Genomic DNA, 19,655 nt, shown 5'->3' with positions numbered 1-19,655 from the left:
ATCGCCCGCGATCATCGAAGTCAGGAAGGCGTGCCGTGGACTTCAAGCTCGAACTGGTGCCGATCCCCGTCTCGGACGTGGACCGCGCGAAGGAGTTCTACACGGAGAAGCTGGGGTTCGTCTGCGACGTGGACTTCAGCAACGGCGCGTTCCGCGTCGTACAGGTGACGCCTCCGGGGTCGGCCTGCTCCATCTCGTTCGGGGCCGGCATGATCGACACCCCGCCGGGGTCGGTCAAGGCCCTGCACCTGGTGGTGAAGGACATCCACGCCGCCCGCGCCCTGCTCGTCGAGCGCGGGGTGGACATCGCCGAAGTGGAGGACCTCAGCGCGCCCGGCAAGCCCACCGTCTCCTACGCCGCCTTCTCCGACCCGGACGGCAACGGCTGGACGCTGCAGCAGCTGCCGTACTGACCCGACGGCACGCCTGAGAATGGCCGGTACGCCCCAGGGGCGCACCGGCCATCGCCGGCGGCGGCTCAGCCGGCCAGGTTGGCGCCGAGGCCCCGCAGGACCCCCGCGGCCTGGGTGACGATCCCGTCGATCAGCTCCTCGCAGGAGGGCAGGTCGTCGATGAGCGCCACCACCTGGCCGGAGGCCATCACGCCGAGGTCGGGGCGTCCGTCCACCATGGCCGCCTTGAGCAGCATGGGCGTGTTGGCCGCCATCAGCACCTGGGACCAGGTCAGCTCCTTGCCGTGTTTCATGGCCAGCCCGTCGCGGATCATCCCGGGCCAGGACATCCCGGAGACGCGGCGGAACCTCGCGGCGTTGCGCACCGCGCGGACCAGCCCGCTCACCCGCCCCGACCGCTCCAGCGCGTCGACGAGCGGCGTGCGCAGCACCCGATGCGGCATGCCGTCCACCTGCCGGGTGACCACGGTGTCCGACGTGCCGAGGTAGGTCCGCTTGACCGCGTCCGGGACGGAGCTGTCCCGGGTGAGCAGGAAGCGGGTGCCCATGGCCACGCCGGCCGCGCCGTACGCGAGGGCGGCGGCCAGGCCGCGCCCGTCGAAGAAGCCGCCGGCGGCGATCACCGGGATGTCGACCGCGTCCACGACCTGGGGCAGCAGCAGGGTGGTGGCGACCGCTCCGGTGTGGCCGCCGCCCTCGCCGCCCTGGACCAGGACGGCGTCGGCGCCCCAGGCGGCGACCTTCTCCGCGTGCCGCCGCGCCCCGACGGAGGGGATCACCACGATCCCGGCGTCCTTCAGCCTGGCGATCAGCTCCTGGCGGGGGGCGAGCGCGAACGAGGCGACCGTCACCCGGTGCTTGATCAACAGGTCGACGCGGTCACCCGCGTCCGCGGCGTCCGCGCGCAGGTTCACGCCGAAGGGCGCGTCGGTGCGCGAGCGGACCTCCGCGATGGCCGAGGCGAGCTGATCGAGCGTCATGGTGGCCGAGGCGAGGATGCCGAGGCCGCCCGCGTCCGCCACCGCCGACACCAGCCGCGGGCCCGCCACCCAGCCCATACCGGTCTGCACGACGGGGTGGCGTACCCCGGTGAGCCGGGTCAGCGGGGTGTCCAGGACCTGCTCGATCACGTCCGGACCTCCCGGTCGCGCAGGCTTCTCGGGTCGAGCACCTCGCGGATCAGCCGCAGTTCCTCGTCCGTCGGCTGCCGGGTCTCCGGCACGTCGCCGTCGATCACGAGATCGAACCCGGTGGCGGCGGCGACCTCCTCGACCGTGACGCCGGGATGGGTGGAGACGAGCCGCATCGCGCCGTCCGGCGTGCCGAAGTCGAACACGCCGAGGTCGGTGACCACCCGGCGCAGGCCGTGGAAACGGGACGCCACCGGGCCGAGCTCGGCCGCGCGGTCGTAGCCGACGCCGCTGACCATGTCCACCTTGGGGACGAACACCCGGGTGGAGTGCTTGGGGATCCAGTAGCTCGTCGGGTTGCAGATCGTGTTGCCGGGGGCGCCGCGTACCCCGAGGAGCTGGGATTTCGGCCGATCCCAGGCGCCGACGGCCGAGATGTTGGTGTTGCCGAACCGGTCGATCTGGGAGGCGCCCATCATCACGTGGCGGCGGCCGTTCTGCACCAGCCACAGGTGGTCGCGGAACGGCATCCAGCCCTCGGCGGGCCCGGCCGGCGCGCCGAACGGGACCGGCTCGGCGGTGAGCATCGCCCCGCCGTCGGTGGTCAGCAGCCCCGGCTCGAAGGTGAGCCGGGCCAGCCGGGCGCCCAGGATCGAGCAGGTGCCCATCGCCGCGGCCAGGACCTCGCCGTCGCCGCGCCACGCCTCGGCGCAGGCGGCCACGCAGATCTCCGCACGGGTCGCGCTCATCGTGCCCTCTCCTCCTGCTCCTCGCGCCAGCGGCGGACCGCCTCCTGGTAGGCCGCCTCGTCCCCGCTCAGGAACCGCTCGGCGAACGCCGCCCACGCCTCCGGGTCGGCCGCCGACGTCGCGTAGTGCCGCTGGAACGCCTCGTCCCTCGCGCGGTCGGGGGCGCAGTCGGTGAAGTGGCCGCCGTTCGGGGTCTCCACCACTCCGGCCGTGTGCATCCGGCTGACGAGCAGCGTCTGCGGTGGCCCGTCCAGCTCGCCGGGGCCGACCAGCCGCTCGCAGCTCACGTAGCAGCGGCCCGCCGCCTTGGCGAACAGGTCGTCCATGTACGGGTCGGGGCCGAGGTACTGGCCGTTGCCCCGCGTGTCGGCCCGATCCATGTGGATCAGCGCCGCGTCGAGCGTCAGCGCGGGCACCGCGAGGAGCTCCTCCCCGTCGTCGTACGGCGAGCGGACGGTGCGCAGGTCAGGGTTGACCCGCGGGACGTCCGAGCCGAGCCCGGCCCGGGTGGGCAGGAACGGCAGCCGGTGCGCGGCGGCGAGCAGGCCGAACATGAACATGCCCTCGTCGTACTCGGCGAACTCGACCGCGCCGCTCTGCCTGGCCACCCTGAAGTGCGGTTCGAGCGGCACGGAGTCCAGCGTCACGAAGGGGGCGACCACCCTGCGGACCTTGCCGGCGGCGCACAGCAGGCCCACGTCGGCCCCGCCCAGCGACACGATCGTCAGGTCCTTGAGGGAGGAGCGGTAGATCGCGCGGACCAGGGCCATCGGCTTGCGCCGCGAGCCCCAGCCACCGATGCCGATCGTCATGCCGCTCTCCAGCGACCCGACGATCTCCCCGATCGTCATGATCTTGGTGGTATTCACCGGTCGCTCACCGCTCCTCCCTCGGAGACGAAGTCGTCACGGTGGCGGTCGCCGGCGCCCATGAGGTTGAGCTCGAAGGTGAAGCCCTGCTCGAACCGGTAGCTGCGGTGGACGTCGACCGGGTCGATGCCGTTCAGCGACTCCTTGGCCCGGCGGATCACGTACGGGTCCTTGCCGGCGATCTGGGCCGCGACCGCGAAGGCCGCGTCCCTGAGCCGGTCGCGCGGCACCACTTCCAGCACCGAGCCGTGCGCGTGCAGCTCGGCCGCCGTGACGGTCCGGCAGGTGTACACCATCGCCCGCATCAGGTGCTGCGGGACCAGCCGGGCGAGGTGCGTGGCCGCGCCGAGCGCGCCGCGGTCCACCTCGGGCAGCCCGAAGTACGCGTCCTCGGACGCGACCACGATGTCGGCGTTGCCCACCAGGCCGACCCCGCCGCCCAGGCAGAAACCGTGCACGGCCGCGATGACCGGCACCTCGCACTCGTACACCGCGGAGAACGAGGCGTAGCAGCCCCGGTTGGCGCCGACCAGGGCGTCGAACCCGCTGGTCGCCTGCATCTCCTTGATGTCCACGCCGGCGTTGAACCCGCGGCCCTCGGCGCGCAGCACGACGACGCGGGTCTCCGGCTCCCGCCCGGCCTTCCGTACGGCGTCGGCGAGGTCGAACCAGCCGCGCACGGTCAGCGCGTTGACGGGCGGCGCGTCAACGACCACCTCGGCGATGCCGTTGCCATGGTTCCTGGTGGAGATTCCCATGCGCTACCTTTCCACCAAACATTTGTTAGAAATGAAAGTAGCAGAAGGGACCGTCCCCGGACACGGCTCGCCGTCCCGGGCGTCGCCGCGAGCAGGCGGACGACAGGCAGAAAAAGGGAGAGCTGAGGATGATCTGCAAGGACCGCGTCGTCATCGTGACCGGCGCCGGGCGCGGCCTCGGCCGCGCGCACGCCCTGGAGTTCGCCCGGCAGGGCGCCAAGGTCGTCGTCAACGACCTGGGCGTGAGCCGGTCCGGCGACGGCGGCTCGGACGGCCCGGCGCGGCAGGTGGTCGAGGAGATCCGCGCGCTCGGCGGCGAGGCCGTGGCCGAGACCTCCGACATCGCGACCGACGCCGGGGCGCGCGCGCTGGTCGCCACCGCCCTGGAGCGCTTCGGACGGCTGGACGTGCTGGTCAACAACGCCGGGTTCCTGCGCGACCGCATGCTGGTCAACCTCTCCGAGGAGGAGTGGGACGCGGTCATGCGGGTCCATCTGAAGGGCCACTTCCTGCCGCTCAAGCACGCCGGCCTGCACTGGCGGGCGGAGTCCAAGGCGGGCCGGCGGCCCGACGCCCGGGTGATCAACACCTCGTCCGGCGCCGGCCTGCTCGGCAGCGTGGGCCAGGGCAACTACTCCGCCGCCAAGGCGGGCATCGTCGGCCTCACCCTGGTCGCCGCCGCCGAGCTCGGCCGGTACGGCGTGACCGTCAACGCCATCGCCCCGGCGGCGCGCACCCGGATGACCGAGGAGGTCTTCGCCGCCACGATGGCCGCGCCGGAGGAGGGCGCCTTCGACGCGATGGCCCCGGAGAACGTCTCCCCGCTGGTCGCCTGGCTCGGCTCGGCCGAGTCCAGGGACGTGACCGGCCGCGTCTTCGAGGTCGAGGGCGGCCGGATCTGCGTGATGGAGGGATTCCGCCATGGCCCGGCCACCGACAAGGGCGTCCGCTGGGACCCCGCCGAGCTGGGCCCGGAGATCAGCGGCCTGTTGAAGGAGGCCGCCCGCCCCGAGCCCGTCTACGGCGCCTGACCCCTGGCGGCACCGGACCCGGCACCGCCGCCGGCCTTTCGCGGCTGCACCTATCGCTGGATTGTCGGCCACGTACGCGCTTCTGCCGCAGACGGCCCTGCCACCACTGGCACCGGCCGGGGCATCCGGTCAGCCGAGGCGGCGCACCGGTTCGCCGACGAGGAACGCCTGGATGTCCTCGACGGCGTGGCTGTAGTACGTCGCGTAGTTGGCCTGCGAGACGTAGCCGAGGTGCGGGGTGGCGAGCAGCCGGGGCGCGGAGCGCAGCGGGTGGCCGGTGGGCAGGGGCTCGGTGTCGAAGACGTCGAGGCCGGCGCCGGCGATCCGGCCCGCGCGCAGCGCGTCGAGCAGCGCGTCCTGGTCGACGATGGCCGCTCGCGAGGTGTTGATCAGGTAGGCGGTCGGCTTCAGGAGGGCGAGTTCCGCCACGCCGACCAGGCCGCGGGTGCGGTCGCTGAGCTTGAGGTGGATGGAGACGAAGTCGCTGCCGGCCAGCAACTCCTCCTTGGAGGCGGCGAGCTCCACGCCCACCTCGTCGGCCCGCTCCTTGATCAGGTTCTGGCTCCAGGCGCTGACCTGCATCCCGAATGCCAGGCCCACCTGGGCCACCCGGCTGCCGATCTTGCCCAGTCCCAGCAGGCCGAGCCGGCGGCCGCACAGGTCGGCGCCGACGGTGGACTGCCAGGGGCCGCCCGCGCGCAGCACGTTGTTCTCGGTGACGAGGTTGCGGGCCAGGCCGAGCAGCAAAGCCCAGGTCAGCTCCACCGGCGGGGTGGAGGAGCTGGCGGTGCCGCACACCGTCACCCCGTTGTGCTCGGCGGCCGCGTAGTCGATGACCGAGTTACGCATGCCGGAGGCGATGAGCAGCTTGAGCCGGGGCAGCCGGTCCAGCAGCGTGGCCGGGAACAGGACCCGCTCGCGCAGGGTGACCACGATGTCGAAGTCGGCCAGGCGGGCAGCGAGTTCGTCCTCGTCGGCGATGTGCTCGCGGAAGATGACGACCTCGACGCGGTCCTCGAGCGAACTCCAGTCGGCCGAGTCCAGGGCGGCGTTTTGGAAGTCGTCGAGGACGGCACAGCGCAGTCGCATGTCAGTTGTCTCCGTAGTCCGTGCTGGTCGGTCGTAGTGGCGCCGAGGCCGGGAGCCATCGGCAGTCCGATCACACCACGGTCGACGGCCGCGCCGGTCACCGTACCGGCGATACACGGGCCCGTGGACCGGCGCCGCTGATCCCTTGTCGCGATCGAGCGTCAATCGGGAAGCGGTAGTGGACCACCGTGGCCGGGCAGGCCCCGGTCGGCCGGGATCCTCTCCTCGGCCGGGTCGTCGGCGGTGACGCCCTGGCCACGGGTCTGCTCGGCAATGCGCTCGTAGTAGGCCGAGACCGCAGCGAGCGCCTCGCGCACCGCGTTCAGCAGCGTGGCTCCCGCCTGCTCGACGACGTCGGCCTCATGGATCTCGAACGCCCGAATTCCTGCCAGCACAGCGGTTTTCAGGTCGCGCAGCAGTTGGACGTCGACGTGCGCGTAGATGCGGCACAGCGCCGTTACCCGCCGGAAGTCGTCCCCGGCGAGCAGGAGCTCCTTGACGGCGGATACGGAATGCCGGGCCAGCCCGGCATCCGGCCGCGCGGACATGGCGGCGAGATCGGTGTCGAAGGAGCGGATGTCCAGATGCGGGTCGCAGAAGCCGACGGTGAGTTGCCACAGGGTCCGTAGATCCTCGTGCACCAGTCCGTCCAGATAGCTCACCAGGAACCGCCGGTGCGCCTCGAGGACGTACTGCGCCTTGAAGGGCGTCAGCTCCCGTGGATCTTCGCCCGAAGTGGTGACCGACGTCGTGAATCCGTAGTCGGCGGTCAACGCGTTCTCCATGCCGGCCAGCAGGTACACGAACCGCACCCAGGTCCGGAACAGTTCTTCCAGCGGCAGCGCGCGCAGACCGTCCTCGGTGAGCACCACGCCCCACCGCGCGCCGAACTGCAGCCGGCGCAGATGGCCGATCTGGTACATCGCGAGTTGGGCGTCGATCTCGGCGTGCGCGTGGTGCAGCACTTTTCGATACGCCGCGGTCGCGTCGAGCCCGACGTGATTACGGATGATGTGCGGCCCGCCGATGTGCAGGTGCAGGAATTCGCTGACGTCGAACACCGCGCCGCCGATCGCCATCCAGTAGCCCGCCTCGGCGGTGTTGTGCTGCGCCAGATCCGACACCTCGAAGCGGGGCCCCTGCTGCGCGTGACCCAGATAGGTGGTGAAGACGTCCTGGCCCAGACGTCCGTCGGCCACCAGTTGGCGGAGGAATTCGCGTCCGTCTCCGGGCACGATGTCGGTCAGCGCCTGGAGCACGGAGACGGCGAACCGCGCGCTGCCGCAGACGTAGACGAACGCGCCGCGACCGCCGTCGTCGGTGGACCGCAACAGCTCCCAGAGCGCGTCCGCCTCGGCGCGGATCACGTCGTCCACCCGGCGCCGCTGTCCGGTGTGGACGACATGGCGCCGGCCGTCGAATCCGATCGCGGCGTCGGCGCGGGAGAACGCGACGGAGAGTCTCAGCCGGCCCGCGGCCGCCGCCGCGTCCACGTCTGTGCGTTCGACGAATTCCTCCGGCGTCCGGATCCCCAGATAGAGCCGATTCTCGCCCGACCCGGTGCGCGCCGCGACGAACCCCAGGAACGGGGCGATCCCGGAGCCGGCCGCGAACATGACGACGGGCCGGGCCGGATCGGCCGGCAGCCGGAACCGGGGCGTGGGGACGATCTGCAGCGACAACCGATGCCGGCCCTCGACGCTCGCCCGGCGCAGGAAATGCGATGCCGTGCCTTGCCGTTCCCGCGGGTACGACCACGGCGTCCGGGCGGAGGTGTAGTCGAGGCCGGCGACCACCAACTGCAGCGTGGTGGCCGGTTCGCCGGGCGGCGGCGCCGAGGCGATCGAGTACAGCCGGAACGGCTCGGGTGGAATCACCGCGCAGAACGCGTCGTCCTCGCGCGGATCGGCCTTCCACAGCCGGGTGACGTCGTATCCGCCCGCGTACAACAAGTTCAGGACGTCCCACAGCTCCCATTGGTCTTCCATACGGGCGTCCACCACTCGCTGCCACGAACCCACGGCCGTCAGTTTCACCAGCCGTTTCGCCACCTCCCGTCCGACCGGCCGGAGCCGGGCGAAGCGCAGCAATGTCCGCAGCGGCAGCACGTCGGCCTCGCTGTAGCCTGCCCGGCAGGCCACCGCCGCTCGCCACTCCGGGGTGAGCCGTACCAGCTCATCGCCGGTCGCCTGCAGGGCGACGACGGTGCGGCGCACCAGCTCGTCGTCGTTCTCGGCCAGCACGCCGACCCGGTCACCGGGCAAGTGGTGCACGCCCTGCCCGGTGACGTCGATCTCCAGGTAGCAGGTCCAGGCGCCGGACGCTCCGGTGACGACACGGCCCCGACGAGCGGTCCCGAAGACCACCGGAGGACCCACCGGGGGGCGGCGCTCGTCGCGGACGACGGCCAGCTCGCCGTCCACCTTGTCCCAGGTCCGGTCCTTGAACAGTCCGGTGAAACGGGCGCCGGTCGTCACCTGCCGGCCGACCTTGAACGCCACCTCCAGGAAGCCGTACGCCTTGATGCGATGCAGACCCATCCAGCCGCGGTCGCCCACATAGGCGTCGAGCATGGCGTTGTAGATGCCGCGCAAAGCGCTGTTGCGGGTGTCCTCGACGTACTGGCGCACCGACACCTCGCGTAACGCGGCCACCAGCTCCCGCCAGTGCCGCGGGAAGAATCCGGCGAGGTAGACGCTCTGTCGCCCGACCAGCGAGCCGTAATCGCGGCGCTCGAGAAACGCGTCCAGCGCGTGGATCTGCGGTTGCGCGGTGCCGCTCGGACTGGGTGCGCCGTCGAAGATCGGGACGCCCGCGGTGCCGACCGTCTTGGCCCACAGCACCTGGTCGAGCGGATCGCGGCCGCGGGGGTTGGGATCGATCTTCGGATAGATGGCCTGGGTGACGTGCCGCAGCCGGTCGAGGATCACCAGGAGCGCGCTCTCCAAGGCGGCCGGATCGTCCGCGACGACGGCCTCCTGCGCATCCAGCATGGCGCCCAGCACGGGTGTGAGCCCCATCGCGAATTCGGTGGTGACCAGGTAGAACACCCGCTCCGCCGCGTTGTTCCAGGTCGGCACGAGCAGGTCCATGTTGTCCAGCGCCCGTGGCCCGGCGGGATCGCGCAGCCGCCAGTTGTAGAAGAACAGATCGATGTAGGAGACGGCCGGGATCTTCTTACCCAGCCGACGCGAGACCGTGGTCCACGGTCGCAGCAGCGACGCGGGCAGAGCGGCCGGCGGATCGATCGCCATGTACTGATAGGCGTGGGCGAAAACGCCGAGCAGCGTCGAGGCGCGTAGCAGGTATCGGTCGGGCAACGCCTCGGGCCGGGCGTCGAGCACCGGCATCGCGTCGAACGCCCGGCGCAGCGACAGCCCGCGGAACAGGCCGGGGAGCCGGTCGGTCATCTCGTCCCAGGCTCGGTGCGATTCCGGGAAGGCCGGCAATGGCAGCTCGGCCGGCAGGAATCCGTGCGCAAGCGACAGGAAGCCGTCGAGTTCGTGCCCGACCTGCCGGTTGTGCGCCTCGGCGGCCTCCACCACGCGTCGTGCGGCGACGCGCGGCGGCGCGACCGGCCGCAGCACGGTCAGCTGGTCCGGATCGACGAGCGCCGTCGCCTCCGGATCGAGGAACGTCCACGTCAGCTCGTATCGGCCGATGCGCATTCGATCCCCGGGGACGAGCACCCGGCGCGTCACCCGGGTGTCGTTCACGTAGGTTCCGTTGGAGCTGCCGAGATCGGTGATCACCAGATGGTCGTCGACGATCTCCAGCCGCGCGTGGCGCCGGGAGACGGCGCCGTCGTCCAGCACCACCGCCGCCGCACCGCTGTCCCGGCCGAGAGTGGCCGGCAGCGCACACACCCGCTCGCCGGTCTCCCGGGTGTGCCGATCGGTGAGAATCAGCCGGAGTTCAGGAATGGTAGATCACCGCACGGCACAGATCGGCCCGGGACAACGTGCCCACGAGGGTCCCGTCGTCGACCACGGGAAGCCGTCGAATCCCGCGGTCGACCATCACGATCGCCGCCCGGGCGAGTTCGTCGATCGACCGGACCGTCGCCGCGTCGCGCACGACGAGAGGGTCGATGACGCGGTCGGCGAGGGCGCGGCCCCGCTCCAGGAAAACCCGGAACGCGTCGGCGAGCGTGCCGCCGGCGGCGGTCACGTCGTCGAAGCCGGGGAGCATGGCCCGCACCAGGTCCTCCTCGGACAGTGACCCGGCGAACCGGCCGTCGTGGTCCAGGACCATCAACTGACCGACCTCCGACACGCTGACCAACTCAGCCGCCCGCCGGATGGTCGCGCCGAGCCGTATGTAGGCCGGGAACGCCGTCATGACGTCGCTTACGAGCACGCCACCTCCAGGTCCGCCCCGCGGTCGTCCCGCACAATCGGATACCTGGCCGCTCATCCAGAACAATCGTCCGCGACCACGAATTCGTTACGAATGCCGGGTACAGCCACCGGGCACGGCCGGCCCGTGGCCAGTGGGTGTACTGGTCACCGGCGCTTCACCGAGCGGTCGCGCGGCGGCCGCGGCGGGCACGCCACAGGCTCGCCGCGCCCAGCGCCGCGGCGATGCACGCGATCGGGACCGCGGGCAGCATGTAGCGATGGTCGAAGTCGAGCGCGGCGATCGGCCCGACGAACAGGAACATCGCCGCCGTCCACGGGAGCAGCGCCGGACGCCGCCGCCCGATCGCGCCGAGGCCGCCGAGCAGCAGGACCACGCCGAACAGCGGGCCGTGCAGGACGTTCGGGAAACGGTAGGCCGCGAAGAACGCGTCGTAGGGCGCGACGGACGCCATCCCGCGGATGGCGGGGTCGTACTCCACCCGGACCTGGTGGATGAGCGGGAACGAGGGCAGCGGCCACGAGCCGACCGGAAGCGACAGCGCCGGGACGACCCGCTTCGGGTGGCTCACGGGCGTCCACGCGAAGGCGAGCGACGCGTCGGAGACGACCTCGCGCAGGTAGTCGAGCGGCTGGGCGGCGATGGCGCGCAGCGCGAAGGACCTGGCCAGGTCGTTGTGGGAGAAGCGGTCGCCGGGCAGCCGGTTGAGCGAGGCGTCCGCGGCCCACACGTACTCACCGGCGGCGTCGACGACGGTGCCGTTCGGGCAGAGCCGCGCCTCCTCGGCCGGCGGCTTGATCTTCGAGCAGTCGGCGAACGTCATGGTGCGTGCCCACAGCGCCACTCCGTCCGAGCCGCTGAGCGCGAAGCGCCCGTGGTGCTGCTGATACCAGCCCGCGTAGGCGGCGAGCGGCAGCGTCCCCGCGATGGCCAGCGCGACCACGTGCCGCCATCCGACCCGCTGCAGGACCAGGTAGAGCACGAACAGGGCGAGCAGCGGCGCCGCGGCCGTCCGGGTGAGCCCGGCCACCGCGAGCAGCACCCCGGCCACGGCGGCGGACCGCACCGAGGGCTTCGCCCGCCACATGAGGACCGTCAGCGCGGCGATGACGAGGAACGTGACCTGGGTGTCGGAGAGCACGGAGTGTTCGAGCCGCAGGAACGACGGGTTGAACAGCACGGGCACCGTGGCCAGCGTCGCGCCCCACGCGGGCAGTGAGCGGCGGCGCAGCAGGAGATAGATCATCAGGCCCATGCCGAGCCCCATGACGTGCTGCAGCCCGACCACGAGCGAGACGCTGTGGAACGGCCAGAGCAGCCGCAGGAAGAACGAGTAGCCGGCGGGATGGAACGCGCCGCCGGGCTTCAGATGGACGGCCGTGTCCAGGTAGGTGAACGAGTCGTACCAGTAGAGCTGGGCGGTGGTGTAGCCGAGCATCACGACGGCGCGCAGCGCCGCCGCCAGGGTGATCACGACGACGAACAGGCTGTGACCCGAGCTGAGCGCCCGGCGCAGGCGGTGGCGCGCGCCACCGCTTTCCGTGACGCCCTCCGTGACGCCCTCCGTGACGGGTTCGGTCTGTTCTGTCTGGACGCCACCCGGTGACGTGAGCATGGATGGTCCCCCTGATCCAGGGCCGGGCGGTTCCCGGCATCAGAGGAGAACTGAAACCGATGATCGCTAAACTCGGCGTCACCTGATCTGGTTATGTCCGCGTTATGGCGTGGATGGCATGGTGGCGCGATTCGACGGCATTTCGACGAACAGCTCGACGGCATCGCATGACATAGGGGGCACGTTGCGGGTATTGGTCGCCGAGGACGAGCGGATGCTCGCCGACTCGATCGCGGAGGGGCTGCGCGGGGAGGCGCTCGCCGTGGACGTCGCCTACGACGGGGAGGCGGCGCTGGAACGGGTCCGCGTCAACGACTACGACGTGCTGATCCTGGACCGGGACCTGCCGGGCATGCACGGCGACGAGGTGTGCCGGGCCGTGGTGGCCGACGCCGTGCCCGTGCGCATCCTCATGCTCACCGCGTCGGCCGACGTGCGCTCCCGGGTGGCGGGCCTCTCCCTCGGGGCCGACGACTACCTCCCCAAACCGTTCGCGTTCGAGGAGCTGGTGGCCCGGGTCCACGCGCTGGGCCGCCGGGTCCGGGCGGCCGATCCGCCGATCCTGGAGCGGGCGGGCATCCGCCTCGACTGGGCGCACCGGCAGGCGTTCCGGGACGGGCGCTACGTGCCGCTGGCGCGCAAGGAGTTCGGCCTGCTGGCCGAGCTGCTGCGCGCCCGCGGGGCGGTGGTCTCCGCCGAGACGTTGCTGGAGAAGGTGTGGGACGAGCACATCGACCCGTTCACCAACACGGTGCGCACCACGATGATGAAGCTGCGCCGCAAGATCGGCGACCCGCCGGTCATCGAGACCGTCACCGGAGCGGGGTACCGAATCCCGTGAAGAGCAGCGTCCGGCTCCGGTTCGCCCTCGCGTGCGGCGGAGTCTTCGTCCTCGTCGGCCTCATCCTGGTCGCGGTGCTCGCCTTCGTCGTACGGCAGAGCCTGGAACCGCGCGACGGACTCCGGCAGCCGGGGCACATCAACGCCGCGGGGCGCACCATCTGGCCCGGCACCGACGAGTACTACATCGCCGGGCAGCGGGTCGCGCAGGTCAGGCGTGTCTACCAGGCCGACGCGATCAAGAACGTGCTGGTCTGGGGCGGCGTCGCGGTCCTCGCGGGCGGCGGGCTGGCGGCGGCGGTCGGTTGGCGGGCCGCCGGATGGACGATGCTCCCCGTGCGGTCGGTCACGGCGCGCGCGGTGCGCGTCGCCCAGAGCCACGACCTCACCGAACGCATCTCCCACACGGGGCCGGACGACGAGGTCAAGGAGCTGGCCGACACCATCGACATCGTCCTCGCCCGGTTGTCCCGCTCGTTCGACGGTCAGCGGCGGTTCATCGCCAACGCCTCGCACGAGTTGCGCACGCCGCTCACCATCAACCGCACGCTGGTGGACGTGGCGGTCCGGCGGTCCGACGCGAGCGAGGACGTCAAGCGGCTCGGCGAGTCCCTGCTCGTGGTCAACACCCGGCACGAACGGCTGATCAACGGCCTCCTCGCCCTGGCCGAGGGCGAGCGGGAGGTGCTCGACCGGCGGCCGTTCGACCTCGCCGACGTGGCCGAGCACGTGCTCGACCTGGCCGCCGGCGAGGCCAAGGAGCAGGGCGTGACCGTCCACCGGCTGCTCGACCCCGCGCCCACCGCGGGCGAGACCGTCCTGGTCGAGCGGCTCGTGCAGAACCTGGTGGAGAACGCGATCCGGCACAACCACACGGGCGGCGAGGTGTGGGTGTCCACCCGGCGGCGGACCGACCGGGTGGAGCTGGTCGTGTCCAACACCGGCCTGCCCGTACCGCCGTACGAGATCGAGACGATCTTCGAACCGTTCCGGCGGTTGCACGGCGACCGGCTGCGCTCCGACCGGGGCAGCGGGCTCGGGCTGTCCATCGTCCGGGTGGTCGCCGAGGCGCACGGCGGCACCGTGGCCGCCGAACCCCGCGAGGAGGGCGGCCTCACGATCGCCGTCGAGCTGCCGCAGGTGAGCGCCTGACGTCCCGCCACCGTCCGGTCTTGCGGCCTTCGTACCAGGCCCGAACCGACTTCGCCCTTTAGAGGGCGGCCAGGCCGAGAGCGGCCGCGACCGCGCTGAGCACCAGCAGAACCAGCGACGGCAAGCTGCTCTTGGCGGTGTCGCGAGCCTTGATGTGAGTGGCGACGGCGCCGGCCATCAGGAGCGCCAGACCGGCCGCGGCCGCGACGCCGAGCACTCCGATCCACAGCCCGACGACCAGGCCGACGGCTCCGAGGATCTCCAGTGCGCCGATGACGCGCATGAGCCCGGCGGGCACCCCGAGTCTGCCGAGCTGAGCCGCCATGTCGCCCTTGCCGGAGACCTTCGGGAAGCCGGCTCCGGCAAAGGCGAGGGCCAGCAGGACGGACAGGACGGCGGCGGCGGCGGCGATGAACATGGTGATGGTCTCCTCACAGAGATTACTTCAGTGAATGAACTGTTTTCTATCAGAAGTTATTTCGGGCGCCAACAGGGCCCCACCGGGAACGATCAGCGGCGATACGCGCACGACGCGCAGGGCCGGTGAGGCGACGGCTGTCAGGCAGCGCTCAGCCGCCGGTGGCGCTGCCGACGGCATCGAGCCGGCAGAAACGGGACGAAGAGAGGGCGAACCGCTTCGGCCGCCCTCGGAGGTTCAGTGCCGGATGTCGGAACCGGCCGCTGACTGCGCCGTACGCAGGAGCGACAGCAACTCGATCCGTTGGTCGGCATCGAGCACCGAGATGATCGGCGCACTTTCGAACAGGCGGGCCACGAGGCGATCCCTGAGCTGCTGTCCGCTACTTGTGAGGAGAAGCCGTTTGGCCCTACGATCCTCCGGGTCCGGTTCCCGCCGCAGGAGGCCGCACCGCTCAAGGGAGTCGGCGATCGCGGTCACGTGGGAGGGCTCGCAGCGCAGATATGCGGCCACCTCCCCCATGCGCTGGGGCTCCTGGAGGTGGATCAGCGTGTGAGCCTGTGGGACGGTGAGCCCGACATCGGCGGCGGTCTCCTCGAAGTGCACGCGCAGGGCGACCGCCACGGCGAACAGACGCTCCACGATCTCCTGGCCCTCTGGGTCCGGCCACTCGATTCGCATCTCCGCCACGACTCCCCGCCCCGCTTGCTTCACCCCCTGAACTATCCCACGCCTGGCACGATTCCCGGAACAGCGCGTGCGGCAAGGCATTCCACTCAGTGAGACCCCGGGGCGTGGGGCCGGGCACCGGACCGTCGGCCTGCCGTGCGCTTCATGAGCGCAACGGCAGACGGAGCACGAACCTGGCACCGCGCGGGGAGTCGCCGATCGTGAGCGTGCCGCCGTGGCTCTCCGCGATCTGCCGGGCGATCGGCAGGCCGAGGCCGGTGCCCCCGGCGTCCTTTCTCCGTGAGGCGTCCAGCCGGGCGAAACGCTGGAAGACGATCTCTCGTTGATCGGGCGGGATGCCGTCGCCGTCGTCCACCACTTCGAGCACCGCTGATCCGTCATCGCGAGCGACCTCGACCGTCACGTTGCGCTCGGCGTGGCGCTCCGCGTTGTCGAGAAGGTTGCCCAGGAGCCGGGACAGGTGCAGCGGGTCGCCGTCGACCACCACGCCGGGGGTGAGCTGCTCGGTCACCGTGACCTTGCGTGCCCGCCGTACCAGCTCGGACTTCACCAGCTCGGCCAGGTCGACGGGTTCGCGTCGCCTGGGAGCGCCCGCGTCCAGGCGCGCGATGTCCAGCAGGCTGGCGACCATGACCTGCAGCCGTTCCAGGCTGCCCAGCACCGTACGCGCGGTGCGCGGCCAGTCGGTCTCCTCAGGATGGAGGAGCGCCTCATCGAGCTCGGTGTGCATGGCGGTCAAGGGGGTGCGCAGATCATGGGACGTATCGGAGGCGAAACGGCGCTGCTGTTCCACCGCGCGCTCCGCCCGGTCCAACGTCTGATTCGCCCGTTCCGCGAGCCGGCGCAGCTCGTCGTGGAACCAGGGCACCGGCACCCGCTGGCTCAGGTCGCCACCGGTGATCTCGGCCAGCTTGGACGTCATCGCGTCCACCGGTGCGAGCGTGCTGCTCACGGCCCGGTAGGCGGCCAGGGCGGTGACCCCGACCAGCAGGAGCCAGCCCCCGATGAGCAGGCCCAGCAAACGGGGGCTGATGTACCAGGGGACGTCGGAGACGACCATATGGAGCCGCCAGATCCCGTCGGACACGTGGAAGGGAAAATAGACGCCGATCTTGCACTCGCCCGGGAAGGCCCGCAGGGTGCAGATGTCACTGGTCGCGATGTTGTCGGCGCGGTAGATCAGCATCGTCATCGGTGGCGCGTTCGCCACGTTCGGTGTCGCCGCGACGAGAGCGCCGGAGGGGTCGAACACCTGGATCGCGGTGTCCGGATCCTTGGGGAGGTGGGAGACCGTGCCCTTCTGGCGTACCTCCTGACTGATCTGCACGGCCTTGGCGACGAGGTCCTTCGAGGAGTATTCCCGGACATTGTCCCGTACGTTCACCAGGATGAGCGCCGCGATGACAGTGCAGATCAGCGCCATGACGGCGGTCGTCATCACCGTCAAGCGGGTTCTGATGGAGCATCGCTGCCATATGCGCACAGGGGCCATGACATCGCCACACTAGGACAGCTTTTTTCCGTTAATGGGAGATTCAATCCCAAAAGAGAATAATTAGTGCGATATTCGGCGCTCACCTTCTGACGTCGATCCGACGTGGGCCCCGGCGGCGGTGGCCGCCGGGGGGCAGGAGCTCATCGGAGGGGGCGGAAGAAGGCCCTGACGTCCTCGACGAGCAGGTCGGGGGCCTCCATCGCGGCGAAGTGGCCGCCGCGGCCGAACTCCGACCAGTGCACGACGTTGTGTTCGCGCTCGGCGATCCGCCGGACCCCGGCGTCGCCGGGGAAGACGGCCACGCCGTGCGGCAGCGCGGAGTACTCGGCCACCGCTCCCCAGCCCTTCTGCCCTTCCTTGTAGAGACGGGCGGCCGAGGCGGCGGTCTGGGTGAACCAGTAGATGCTCACGTCGGTGAGCATCTGGTCGAGGTCCACCGCGTCCTCGGGCAGTTCGCGGGCCGGGTCGGTCCACTCCTTGAACTTCTCCACGATCCACGCCAGCTGCGCCGCGGGCGAGTCGTGCAGCCCGAACGCGAGGGTCTGCGGCCGGGTCGCCTGGATGATCGCGTAACCGGCCCGGTCCTGATCCTGGTACTGGCCGAGGCGGGCGAGCTCCGCATGGGTGAGCCCCTCGAAGTCGGCCGGGTCGCCGGTCGGGAACCCGAGCGCGCCGTTGACGTGCACGCCGGCGACGTTCTGCGGCGCGGCGCGGCCGAGCATCGGCGCGATGACCGCGCCGCTGTCGCCGCCCTGCGCGCCGTACCGCCGGTAGCCGAGCCGGTCCATCAGCTCCGCCCACGCCCGCGCGACCCGCTGCAGGTCCCAGCCGGTCTCGGTGGTGGGACCGGAGAAGCCGAACCCGGGGATCGACGGGGCGACGACGTGGAAGGCGTCGGCCGGGTCGCCACCGTGCGCCGCCGGGTCGGTGAGCGGGCCGATGACCTTCAAGAACTCGGCGACCGAGCCCGGCCAGCCGTGCGTGATGATCAGCGGCAGCGCGTCGGGTTCGGGCGAGCGGACGTGCAGGAAGTGGATGTTCTGCCCGTCGACGGGGGTCGTGAACTGCGCGAAGGCGTTCAGTCGCGCCTCGGCGGCCCGCCAGTCGAAAGTGGTGCGCCAGTACTCGGCCAGTTTCTTCGCGTAGCCGACGGGGACCCCGTAGGACCAGCCCACACCGGGCAGCTCGTCCGGCCAGCGGGCCGCCGCCAGCCGACCGTGCAGGTCGTCCAGCTGCGCCTGCGGGATGTCGATCCGGAACGGGGTGATTCGCAGGTCGTTGTTCATGTCTGCCACGGTAGATATCGGTTAGGACAGGTTCGGTCCTAGGATCGGCATCATGCTGGAGACCTCCGCGCGACTGCTGCGACTGCTGTCGCTGCTGCAGACCCCCAGGGACTGGCCGGGCGCCGAGCTGGCCGACCGGCTCGGGGTCTCGCACCGCACGATCCGCCGCGACATCGACCGGCTACGCGAACTCGGCTACGTCGTGCACGCCGCCGCGGGCACACCCGGCTACCGGCTCGGCGCCGGCACCGGACTCCCGCCGCTGCTGCTGGACGACGACGAGGCGGTCGCGGTCGCCATCGGACTCGGCACCGCCGCCGTCTCCGGTGTGGCGGGCATCCAGGAGACCTCGGTTCGCGCCCTCGCCAAGCTTGAGCAGGTCCTCCCGTCCCGGCTCCGGCACCGCGTCGGCGACCTGCGGTCGGTCACGGTCCCGCTGGCGGGCCGGGCCGCGGCCGTGGATCCGGCCGTGCTCACCGCGATCGCCGCGGCCGTCCGCCACCGGGAAAGCCTGCGGTTCGACTACCGCTCCCACAACGGCACCGAGGACCGCCGCACCGCCGAGCCGTACCGGCTGGTGAACTCGGGTCGCCGCTGGTACCTGGTGGCGTGGGACACCGGCCGGGGCGACTGGCGCACGTTCCGCGTCGACCGGCTGCGCCTGCACACCCCGAACGGGCCGCGCTTCACGCCCCGCGAGCCGCCCAGTGCCGACCTCGTCCGCTACGTCTCCGAGCGGATCTCCGTCGACCCGTACCGCTACCGCGGCCGGTTCACGGTGCACGCCCCGGCCGACGTCATCGCCGCCCGGATGCCGCCGACGATGGCGGCGGTCGAGCCGGCCGACGACGGCACCTGCGAGCTCACCGCCGGTTCGAACTCCCTTGACGAACTGGCCATGTGGATCGCGCAACTCGGCGTCCCGTTCCAGGTGCACGAACCGCCCGAACTCGTCGAGCACATCCACGCGCTCGGCACCCGCCTCGTCGACGCGGCCCGGCCGCACCCGCCCACCTGACACTCCACCCCGGCGACCGGCTGTCCGGCTCCGCCGAGGCGCTCCGGCCGGCCGCGTCTGCGTGATGGAGGGCTTCCGCCACGGCCCGGCCACCGACAAGGGCGCCCGCTGGGACCCCGCCGGGCCCGGCGCCGGAGACGTCCCGCATCAGACCCGTCGTCTCCGGACCCTTGAAGCTTCCAGGTTCTCGTACTCCGTGCTCGTGCCTGATCATCTCAATGTCGGGGGACCGATGCCCTTCAAAGGAGATGGAACCGCCATGCGCAAGACGAAGTCTCGCCTGACCCGGGCGGCCGGCGCGGCCGCCGCCGTTGTCCTCATGGCGTCCGGGGTGGCCGTCGTGGGGGCGCCGGCCGCCTCCGCCAGCACGTGCACCGGTCGCTTCTGCGGCGCGGTGAAGAACAGGACCGGCCGGACAATGCACATCACGCTCAACCTCGGCGCCGGCTCGGGCCTCTGCAACGTGTGGAACTGGGACGGCGGCACCGGGAGCAACTCCAAGCAAGCCCGATGCGACCAGCAGGCCTTCGGCAACGGGACGAAGGGCGGCAACGGCACCGGCGTCGACGTCGACGCCTTCACGTTCAACAGCGAGGGCTACCACGAGCGATTCACGCGTGTCGGCACCTGGCACTGGCGGACGAAGGGAGTCTGGACGAAGATCAGGGACGGGGAGATCGCCGACTGCGGCATCGGCGACTCCAACGAGATCTGGTGCACCGTGCTCGTACAGGCGGCCTGAG

At 71.2% G+C, this 19,655-nt stretch carries 18 protein-coding genes; 6 read left to right on the top strand and 12 right to left on the bottom strand.

What is annotated here, in order from left to right; genetic code table 11:
• Positions 1 to 35 precede the first annotated feature (35 nt).
• Positions 36 to 413: a VOC family protein gene (locus tag AWQ71_RS15380; RefSeq protein WP_067133347.1), complete on the top strand. Its 378-nt coding sequence runs from the start codon at positions 36 to 38 to the stop codon at positions 411 to 413.
• Positions 414 to 478: 65 nt separating this feature from the next.
• On the opposite strand, the gene AWQ71_RS15375 is transcribed toward AWQ71_RS15380, so the two are convergent.
• The 4 genes from AWQ71_RS15375 to AWQ71_RS15360 are packed head-to-tail and all read right to left on the bottom strand — an operon-like array spanning position 479 to position 3,919.
• Positions 479 to 1,540: an NAD(P)H-dependent flavin oxidoreductase gene (locus tag AWQ71_RS15375; RefSeq protein ID WP_218001812.1), complete on the bottom strand. Its 1,062-nt coding sequence runs from the start codon at positions 1,538 to 1,540 to the stop codon at positions 479 to 481.
• Positions 1,540 to 2,292 carry a CoA-transferase subunit beta gene (locus AWQ71_RS15370; protein ID WP_067133345.1) on the bottom strand — a complete coding sequence of 251 codons (753 nt, stop codon included), beginning with the start codon at positions 2,290 to 2,292 and terminating at the stop codon, positions 1,540 to 1,542. The genes AWQ71_RS15375 and AWQ71_RS15370 overlap by 1 nt, the downstream gene beginning before the upstream one ends.
• Positions 2,289 to 3,143: a CoA transferase subunit A gene (locus tag AWQ71_RS15365; protein WP_067133823.1), complete on the bottom strand. Its 855-nt coding sequence runs from the start codon at positions 3,141 to 3,143 to the stop codon at positions 2,289 to 2,291. Before AWQ71_RS15365 ends, AWQ71_RS15370 begins: the two co-directional genes overlap by 4 nt.
• A gap of 14 nt (positions 3,144 to 3,157) precedes the next feature.
• Positions 3,158 to 3,919 (bottom strand): enoyl-CoA hydratase family protein, encoded by a 762-nt coding sequence (locus AWQ71_RS15360; protein WP_067133343.1) that lies wholly within the window; start codon positions 3,917 to 3,919, stop codon positions 3,158 to 3,160.
• 128 nt (positions 3,920 to 4,047) lie between these two features.
• Here AWQ71_RS15360 and AWQ71_RS15355 point away from each other — a divergent pair, with 128 nt between their 5' ends.
• On the top strand, positions 4,048 to 4,950 hold the full coding sequence (locus AWQ71_RS15355) for an SDR family oxidoreductase (RefSeq protein WP_067133340.1): 903 nt from the start codon (positions 4,048 to 4,050) through the stop codon (positions 4,948 to 4,950).
• Between the two features lie 129 nt (positions 4,951 to 5,079).
• Here AWQ71_RS15355 and AWQ71_RS15350 read toward each other — a convergent pair whose 3' ends face one another.
• The 4 genes from AWQ71_RS15350 to AWQ71_RS15335 all read right to left on the bottom strand — a co-directional run bounded on the left by AWQ71_RS15350 (position 5,080) and on the right by AWQ71_RS15335 (position 12,013).
• Entirely contained in the window at positions 5,080 to 6,039 is a 960-nt protein-coding gene (locus AWQ71_RS15350) for a D-2-hydroxyacid dehydrogenase family protein (RefSeq protein ID WP_067133337.1), read from the bottom strand.
• 161 nt (positions 6,040 to 6,200) lie between these two features.
• Positions 6,201 to 9,905 (bottom strand): FHA domain-containing protein, encoded by a 3,705-nt coding sequence (locus AWQ71_RS15345; RefSeq protein ID WP_067133334.1) that lies wholly within the window; start codon positions 9,903 to 9,905, stop codon positions 6,201 to 6,203.
• Positions 9,906 to 9,954: 49 nt separating this feature from the next.
• On the bottom strand, positions 9,955 to 10,398 hold the full coding sequence (locus tag AWQ71_RS15340; protein WP_067133331.1) for a CBS domain-containing protein: 444 nt from the start codon (positions 10,396 to 10,398) through the stop codon (positions 9,955 to 9,957).
• Positions 10,399 to 10,555: 157 nt separating this feature from the next.
• A complete protein-coding gene (locus tag AWQ71_RS15335) occupies positions 10,556 to 12,013 on the bottom strand; it encodes a putative glycosyltransferase family protein (RefSeq protein WP_245658300.1) in 1,458 nt (485 codons plus the stop codon).
• A 184-nt stretch (positions 12,014 to 12,197) separates the two neighbouring features.
• Here AWQ71_RS15335 and AWQ71_RS15330 point away from each other — a divergent pair, with 184 nt between their 5' ends.
• Together AWQ71_RS15330 and AWQ71_RS15325 are read left to right on the top strand one after the other, a co-directional pair.
• Positions 12,198 to 12,854, top strand: coding sequence for a response regulator transcription factor (locus tag AWQ71_RS15330; RefSeq protein WP_067133328.1), 657 nt, complete (start codon positions 12,198 to 12,200; stop codon positions 12,852 to 12,854).
• On the top strand, positions 12,851 to 14,005 hold the full coding sequence (locus AWQ71_RS15325) for a sensor histidine kinase (RefSeq protein ID WP_067133325.1): 1,155 nt from the start codon (positions 12,851 to 12,853) through the stop codon (positions 14,003 to 14,005). The genes AWQ71_RS15330 and AWQ71_RS15325 overlap by 4 nt, the downstream gene beginning before the upstream one ends.
• 58 nt (positions 14,006 to 14,063) lie before the next feature.
• On the opposite strand, the gene AWQ71_RS15320 is transcribed toward AWQ71_RS15325, so the two are convergent.
• The 4 genes from AWQ71_RS15320 to AWQ71_RS15305 all read right to left on the bottom strand — a co-directional run bounded on the left by AWQ71_RS15320 (position 14,064) and on the right by AWQ71_RS15305 (position 17,894).
• Positions 14,064 to 14,423 (bottom strand): DoxX family protein, encoded by a 360-nt coding sequence (locus AWQ71_RS15320; protein WP_067133322.1) that lies wholly within the window; start codon positions 14,421 to 14,423, stop codon positions 14,064 to 14,066.
• Between the two features lie 237 nt (positions 14,424 to 14,660).
• Positions 14,661 to 15,104, bottom strand: a complete 444-nt coding sequence (locus AWQ71_RS15315; RefSeq protein WP_067133817.1) for a MarR family winged helix-turn-helix transcriptional regulator — start codon at positions 15,102 to 15,104, stop codon at positions 14,661 to 14,663.
• A gap of 151 nt (positions 15,105 to 15,255) precedes the next feature.
• Entirely contained in the window at positions 15,256 to 16,551 is a 1,296-nt protein-coding gene (locus AWQ71_RS15310; protein WP_084258910.1) for a sensor histidine kinase, read from the bottom strand.
• Between the two features lie 197 nt (positions 16,552 to 16,748).
• Entirely contained in the window at positions 16,749 to 17,894 is a 1,146-nt protein-coding gene (locus AWQ71_RS15305) for an epoxide hydrolase family protein (protein ID WP_067133316.1), read from the bottom strand.
• 52 nt (positions 17,895 to 17,946) lie between these two features.
• Here AWQ71_RS15305 and AWQ71_RS15300 point away from each other — a divergent pair, with 52 nt between their 5' ends.
• Both AWQ71_RS15300 and AWQ71_RS15295 read left to right on the top strand, forming a co-directional pair.
• Positions 17,947 to 18,912, top strand: a complete 966-nt coding sequence (locus tag AWQ71_RS15300; RefSeq protein ID WP_067133313.1) for a helix-turn-helix transcriptional regulator — start codon at positions 17,947 to 17,949, stop codon at positions 18,910 to 18,912.
• A gap of 259 nt (positions 18,913 to 19,171) precedes the next feature.
• Positions 19,172 to 19,654, top strand: a complete 483-nt coding sequence (locus AWQ71_RS15295; protein ID WP_067133310.1) for a hypothetical protein — start codon at positions 19,172 to 19,174, stop codon at positions 19,652 to 19,654.
• The last annotated feature ends 1 nt before the right edge of the window (position 19,655 follow it).

This window comes from Microtetraspora malaysiensis (assembly GCF_001528665.1).
Taxonomy (GTDB): domain Bacteria; phylum Actinomycetota; class Actinomycetes; order Streptosporangiales; family Streptosporangiaceae; genus Microtetraspora_A; species Microtetraspora_A malaysiensis.
Note: the sequence above shows the minus strand (reverse complement) of the source record. Positions and strands in the feature narration are given on the sequence as shown.

Coding starts and splice junctions, on each gene's coding strand:
- AWQ71_RS15305 (WP_067133316.1), bottom strand. CDS start 17,894: ATGAACAACGACCTGCGAATCACCCCGTTCCGGATCGACATCCCGCAG.
- AWQ71_RS15300 (WP_067133313.1), top strand. CDS start 17,947: ATGCTGGAGACCTCCGCGCGACTGCTGCGACTGCTGTCGCTGCTGCAG.
- AWQ71_RS15310 (WP_084258910.1), bottom strand. CDS start 16,551: ATGACGACCGCCGTCATGGCGCTGATCTGCACTGTCATCGCGGCGCTC.
- AWQ71_RS15335 (WP_245658300.1), bottom strand. CDS start 12,013: ATGCTCACGTCACCGGGTGGCGTCCAGACAGAACAGACCGAACCCGTC.
- AWQ71_RS15320 (WP_067133322.1), bottom strand. CDS start 14,423: ATGTTCATCGCCGCCGCCGCCGCCGTCCTGTCCGTCCTGCTGGCCCTC.
- AWQ71_RS15365 (WP_067133823.1), bottom strand. CDS start 3,143: ATGACGATCGGGGAGATCGTCGGGTCGCTGGAGAGCGGCATGACGATC.
- AWQ71_RS15315 (WP_067133817.1), bottom strand. CDS start 15,104: ATGCGAATCGAGTGGCCGGACCCAGAGGGCCAGGAGATCGTGGAGCGT.
- AWQ71_RS15350 (WP_067133337.1), bottom strand. CDS start 6,039: ATGCGACTGCGCTGTGCCGTCCTCGACGACTTCCAAAACGCCGCCCTG.
- AWQ71_RS15360 (WP_067133343.1), bottom strand. CDS start 3,919: ATGGGAATCTCCACCAGGAACCATGGCAACGGCATCGCCGAGGTGGTC.
- AWQ71_RS15355 (WP_067133340.1), top strand. CDS start 4,048: ATGATCTGCAAGGACCGCGTCGTCATCGTGACCGGCGCCGGGCGCGGC.
- AWQ71_RS15370 (WP_067133345.1), bottom strand. CDS start 2,292: ATGAGCGCGACCCGTGCGGAGATCTGCGTGGCCGCCTGCGCCGAGGCG.
- AWQ71_RS15295 (WP_067133310.1), top strand. CDS start 19,172: ATGCGCAAGACGAAGTCTCGCCTGACCCGGGCGGCCGGCGCGGCCGCC.